The sequence below is a fragment of the Streptomyces albidus (ex Kaewkla and Franco 2022) genome (genome assembly GCF_013870515.1).
GTDB classification, from domain to species: domain Bacteria; phylum Actinomycetota; class Actinomycetes; order Streptomycetales; family Streptomycetaceae; genus Streptomyces; species Streptomyces albidus.
The window spans coordinates 1-5,762 of record NZ_JACBXA010000314.1; the positions used below are offsets into that span (position 1 = coordinate 1).

The 5,762-nt window shown below is 70.2% G+C and carries 6 protein-coding genes; 2 read left to right on the forward strand and 4 right to left on the reverse strand.

All coding sequences use genetic code 11. The annotated features are described in order from the left end of the window. The coding region (locus H5J26_RS27610; protein WP_181768693.1) for an SDR family oxidoreductase at positions 1-969 on the reverse strand (969 nt) is incomplete at its 3' end. A gap of 246 nt (positions 970-1,215) precedes the next feature. Here H5J26_RS27610 and H5J26_RS27615 point away from each other — a divergent pair. Together H5J26_RS27615 and H5J26_RS27620 are read left to right on the forward strand one after the other, a co-directional pair. Next, positions 1,216-2,781 carry a zinc-dependent metalloprotease gene (locus H5J26_RS27615; RefSeq protein WP_181768694.1) on the forward strand — a complete coding sequence of 522 codons (1,566 nt, stop codon included), beginning with the start codon at positions 1,216-1,218 and terminating at the stop codon, positions 2,779-2,781. Continuing rightward, positions 2,778-3,317: an NUDIX hydrolase gene (locus H5J26_RS27620; RefSeq protein WP_181768695.1), complete on the forward strand. Its 540-nt coding sequence runs from the start codon at positions 2,778-2,780 to the stop codon at positions 3,315-3,317. Before H5J26_RS27615 ends, H5J26_RS27620 begins: the two co-directional genes overlap by 4 nt. A gap of 28 nt (positions 3,318-3,345) precedes the next feature. On the opposite strand, the gene H5J26_RS27625 is transcribed toward H5J26_RS27620, so the two are convergent. The 3 genes from H5J26_RS27625 to H5J26_RS27635 all read right to left on the reverse strand — a co-directional run. After that, on the reverse strand, positions 3,346-4,104 hold the full coding sequence (locus H5J26_RS27625) for an AIM24 family protein (protein ID WP_181768696.1): 759 nt from the start codon (positions 4,102-4,104) through the stop codon (positions 3,346-3,348). A gap of 22 nt (positions 4,105-4,126) precedes the next feature. Beyond that, positions 4,127-4,810 (reverse strand): AIM24 family protein, encoded by a 684-nt coding sequence (locus tag H5J26_RS27630; protein ID WP_181768697.1) that lies wholly within the window; start codon positions 4,808-4,810, stop codon positions 4,127-4,129. Between the two features lie 11 nt (positions 4,811-4,821). Then, the coding region (locus tag H5J26_RS27635; RefSeq protein ID WP_235981190.1) for an AIM24 family protein at positions 4,822-5,762 on the reverse strand (941 nt) is incomplete at its 5' end.

Consider the following 5,762-nt stretch of genomic DNA (forward strand, 5'->3'; position numbering starts at 1 on the left):
GCCGGCGACCTCCTCGAGCAGCTCCGCCAGCACCTCTTCGTTCGTCCAGCGTGGCCGCCAGCCCGCGTCGTGCAGACGGGAGCCGGAGACGACCCAGGGATGCATGGTGTACGCGAGGTCACCGGCGGGCGAAGGCGTCAGGCCCAGGCGGTGCAGCCGGGACGCCGCACCGAGGGCGACGGCGGAGGGAAGCTCCATGCGCCGGATCCCCGTCAGCTCCTCGACCTCTTCCTGCTCCAGCCAGCCGTCACAGCCGACCGCCATTTCACCGTCGGCCTTCTCCAGTACGGCGTACTCGAGCGCGCTGACCAGGTCTTCGACGTGGCAGAACTGCCAGCACGGGCGTGAGTCGGCCACGACCAGCAGCCTGGGCGACTCGAAATAGCGGGTCAGCGCCGTGTCCATGCCCGCGCCGACGAGCACCGAGGGGCGTACGACGGTCACATTCAGCCCCGGATGCGCGCGTGGCGCGCGGCGGGCGAGCCGTTCGATCTCCAGGAGATCCCCTACGGCGGTCGCCTCTGCGGTCGCTCGGAGCTCCGCGTCCTCGGCGAGCGGGACGTCGTTGTCGGGGAGAGCGCCGTAGACCATCGTCGAGGTGCACAGGATGACGCGGGGCACTCCTGCCGCCGCTGCCGCCGTGAGCACTGTCTGAGTCCCGCGCACGTTGAGGGCGGTACGGGCGGTGGGATCGGTCTCCAGGTCCAGGTCGAGAGCGAGATGGACGACCACGTCGACGGGATCGCCGTCGTTGCGCAGCCGGTCGGCGATGGCGGGGTCACGCACGTCGAGGGTGTGCCACTGGGCCTCGCTGACCTCGCCGCGGCGTTCGTCGAGAGCGATGACGCGCTTGATCTCCTCCGATGCGGCAAGCCTCTCGGTGAGGAGCGCACCCACCCCCGATGCGGCCCCGGTGACCGCGACGGTTGGGGTTCGCGCTGCGCGAACGTTGCTGTCGGAGGAACTCACCGGTCGTCTCCAGCGGTTGTTTCTGGTAGGAGGTGCGCAGGCTCCATCCTGCCTGACAGGTGTCTAGGCTGGAGGTGGAGCCGGTCAGATAGATGCAGGCTGGCGTATATCCCGATTGGTCCACTTCGACCAGCCGGTTCAGTCCAACGTAGTCCACCCGCGCGTTCTCACCAGCCAACCGCCGGCGCACCGTCCTGCGAGACCCGCAAGACCCGACGAAGACCCACGACAGAGCCGAGGAAACCCGTGAGTGACATCCCATTCGGATTCGGCGTACCTCCCGAGGAGCCCGAGGACGGGGACGAGGGGAAGAAGAAGGACGAGGCGTCCGGCCAGGATCGCCAGGGCGGCGGCCCGGGTCCCTTCGGCTTCGGGACGGGTCCGGGCGGTCCCGGCGCGGACAACCCGCTGGCCGCCATGTTCGGGTCGCTCGGCGGCAGCGGTCAGGGCGGCATGGACCCCAACGACCTCGGCGCCGCGTTCCAGAAGCTCGGCCAGATGCTCTCGTACGAGGGCGGCCCGGTGAACTGGGACATGGCCAAGGACATCGCCCGGCAGACGGTCGCCGCAGGGCGTCCCGGTCCCGACGCCCTGCCTGAGGGCTCCGAGAAGGCAGACAAGGACGTCAGTATCGGCCCGGCAGACCGCGCGGCGGTCGAGGAGGCCGTGCGGCTGGCGGACCTCTGGCTCGACGGTGTGACCTCCCTGCCCTCCGGGTCGGGGTCCGCCGAGGCCTGGAGCCGTGCCGAGTGGGTCGAGCTCACACTCCCCGTGTGGAAGGACCTGGTCGACCCCGTCGCCGAGCGTGTGGGCGCCGCGATGGGCGACGTGCTGCCCGAGGAGATGCAGGCCATGGCCGGCCCGCTGCTCGGAATGATGCGGTCCATGGGCGGCGCGATGTTCGGCACCCAGATCGGGCAGGCCCTGGGCGTACTGGCCGGCGAGGTGGTCGGTTCGTCCGACATCGGGCTGCCGCTGGGCCCGCCCGGAAAGGCCGCGCTGCTGCCGGGGAACATGTCCACGCTCGGTGAGGGTCTGGGCGTCCCCCCGGAGGAGGTGCGGCTGTATCTCGCCCTGCGGGAGGCCGCCCACCAGCGCCTCTTCGCGCACGTGCCGTGGCTGCGCTCGCACCTGTTCGGCGCGGTCGATGGGTACGCGCGCGGCATCAAGGTGGACACCACCAAGCTCGAGGACGTCGTCGGGCAGTTCGATCCGCAGAACCCCGAGGAGCTCCAGTCGGCGCTCCAGCAGGGCATGTTCCAGCCTGAGGACACGCCGGAGCAGCGGGCGGCGAAGGCCCGCCTGGAGACGGCTCTCGCACTCGTGGAGGGCTGGGTCGACGCCGTCGTGCACGCGGCGGCCGAGCCGCATCTGCCGTCGGCCTCGGCGCTGCGGGAGACGCTGCGCAGGCGCCGGGCGTCGGGCGGCCCGGCGGAGCAGACGTTCGCCACCCTCATCGGGCTTGAGCTGCGCCCGCGGAGGCTGCGCGACGCATCACGGCTGTGGGCCTCGCTGACGGACGCACGCGGCCTGGAGGGGCGCGACGGGCTGTGGGCGCACCCCGACATGCTGCCCACCGCGGAGGACCTGGACGACCCGGACGGCTTCGTCCACAGCGAGAACGCCGACTTCTCCGAGCTGGACAAGATGCTCGGTGACGCCGCGGAGAAGTCCGGCTCCGGAAGCGGAAAGACCGACGGCGCTGCTGCCCCCGAGGCCGAGGGTGCCGACACTACGGACAGTGCCGACAGCAGCAACGACGCCGACGAGAACAGCGGCGACGAGGGCGACGACAGCGACGGGAAGAAGTGAGCCTGTACGAGGACGCGACGCGGACGCTCACACAGTGGTCACCCCCCGGGGACGACCAGGAGCGTCTGCGCCGTGACTATCTCGAGCACCTGCAGGCCCAACCGGAAGGCATGTGGAAGGCGTGCACCGCGGGGCACATCACGGCCAGCGCCCTGGTGATCGACCCCGCGGGTGCGCGCGTCCTGCTGACGCTGCACCGCAAGCTGCACAAGTGGCTCCAGATGGGCGGCCACTGCGAGCCGGAGGACGCCTCCCTGGCGGACGCGGCGCTGCGTGAGGCCGAGGAGGAGTCGGGCATCGAGGGGCTGACCCTGCTGCCGGGCGGGCCTCTGCGGCTCGACCGGCATCTGACTCCGTGCGCCTGGCATCTGGACGTGCAGTACGCGGCGTTGGCGCCGGAGGGGGCTCAGGAGCAGGTGAGCGAGGAGTCGCTGGATCTGCGCTGGTACGGCTACGACGAAGTGGCAGGCGTGGCCGACGAGTCGGTGTCGCGTCTGACGGAGAGTGCCCGCGCCCTGGTCCGTGAGCAGTACTGATCCGGACCGGGACCCGGGCGCGTCGCCGTCAGTTGGTGAAGATGTTCCCCTGGTTCTGCCCGGCCGCTCCGTTCGCGCCCATGCCGTACTGCGCGCGCAGCCCCTGGCCGATGACGGCGTTCTGCGGGGGCAGCAGCTCGCTGGGCTGCACGAGGGCGTAACCCTGGCCCATGAAGCTCAACTCCCAGCCCTCGCCCGTGTTTCCACGCCGCCGCCAGACACCTGAGGCGCTCGTCTGCGCCTGCATCTGCACCCGCAGCGAACTCGACCAGGCGACGATCGCGTCGGCGTCCGCGTTCGCGTAGGCGTCGGGAGTGACGCGCAGCATCAGCGGCTGGCCGGACGTCATCAGGGCGACCTTGCCCTGACCGGAGATGTTGAGGTTGTACTTCCCCGACCCGGAGACGCCGTACTGGCTGTCGACGGAGATGACTTCCCAGTGCAGGTGCGAGTCGAGGGCGAGTACGTAGGCGCTGTCGACCGTGAGGCCGTCGGGCTCGACGTCCACCAGGTGCACGTGCTGCGCGAGGTTGGCCAGATAGACGGTGCCCTGCCCCGAGCAGCGCATCAGGTCGAGGCCTTCACCGGTCATCGCCCGGGCGTGGCGCTGGCCGCGGCTCTGGTACTCACCGTCGAACTCCAGCATCCCCTGGTAGGCGACCATGCTTCCCTTGCGGGCGAGCACGTCCTCGTGGCCGCTGAGGGCGACGCGGAGCAACTTGGGATTCTGCATGGAATAGCGGTCCTGGCTCTGGACCTCTGTGTAGCCGAAAAGCGAACTCTGCATGGTTGTACGCTCCCCTCCCCCGTCAGCCTCGTGCCCGAAGGCGGTCGGCGCTGTCCTCACTCGGCTGTACGACGACGAACCCCTGGCCGGAGAAGCCCAGTTGATACGCCTCGCCGCTGCCGCGTCCGATCATCGAAGACGCCTTGAAGCTGCGCTTCCCCTTCATCTTCAGGTGCGTGGACCAGGCGACGAGCGCGTCCGGGTCCACATAGGTCTCGTCCTCTCCCCGCCCGCAGTCGACGACGACCGGAATGCCGCGGGTGGTCAGGGCCACCCAACCGGTGCCCGAGACGGCCACGTTGAAGAGACCCTGGCCGGCGAACTTCGCCATCCCCTTCACCCGCTGCACGCCCCATTCGAGGTGGGCGTCGAAGGCGAGGAGGTTGGTTCCGTTGACCGAGATGCTCTCGTCGTTGAGGTTGAGTACGACGACGTCGGCGCCGTAGTCGGCGAGGTAGAGCAGGCCGTCGCCGTGGCAGCGCATGAGCGGTGCGCCCTCACCGGTGAGCCACTGGGACGCCCGCTGGCGCACGGCCGGCGGGTTGGGCTCGTACTGCACGAACCCCTCGTACGCGATCATGGAGCCGACGCGGGCGAAGAGGTCCTGGCCGCTCTGCATGACGACCTTGAGCATGTGGGAACCGTGGTTCTCCATGCGGGCTGCGGGCTGTGACGGGGCGAAGCCCGAGATGAGCTGCTGATCCATGACGGGCTCCCTCACACCTCGTAGGGCTGGACGACGATGAAGTTGCCGGGAGCGCCCCGGAATTGAAGGTTGACGGTCTCTCCGCTGTGGCCGGGATAGGCCTGGCGGCGCAGACGCACCTGGCTGGAGACGATCACCTGTGAAGCGGCCGACCAGGCGACGACGGCGTCCGCGTCGGCGAACGTGGTGGGAGTGACCGGGAGGACCACGGGCGTGCCGTGCGTGGTGACGACGACGGTGCCGTGGCCTTGGAAGGCCATCGTGAACAGCGCGCCACCGGGGATCCCGTGGCCCTCGATCCTGCGCACCTCGTGCTGAAGGCTCTCGTCGAAGGCGAGGACACGGTCCGCCGAGACGCAGATCGCGTCGCCTTGCAACTCGATGGGGTGAAGTGAGGCCGCCTCCTCCGCGAGGAAGACCTGGCCGCCGCCCGTACAGCGCATGAGCTGCATCTCCTGGCCGGTGGCGTTGCCGACGACGCGGCCGCGGAAGCCGGCGCCCTTGTAACTGAAGTCGACCTTGCCCTGGTAGAGCACCATGCTGCCCTGGCGTGCCAGGACCGGCTGGCCGTCGATGCCGAGATCGACACGGGCCAACTGCTCGTTCTGGAGCGTCCAGCGCTGGCCGGTGGGAGCCTCGCGGTACTTGTCGAGGGTGACGGCCATTCCGGCGGCGGGGCCCTGCGGGATGTGCGGGACCTGTGGGGCCTGAGATGCGAACGGCGACTGCGGTGGCTGCGCGCCCTGGGGAGGGAACGGAGCCTGGGGAGCCTGCGGCGGGCTGTACGCCTGCGGGACGGGCGGGCCCTGAGACTGGGGCGGACCAGGCGGCCCGGGCGGTGCCTGCATCGGAGGCGCCTGCACGGGCGGGGCCTGCATCGGCGGAGCCTGCTGCCCGTACGCACCGCCGGAGAACGCGTTCGGATCGGCGACCGTCTGCGCGGAGGCGTGTG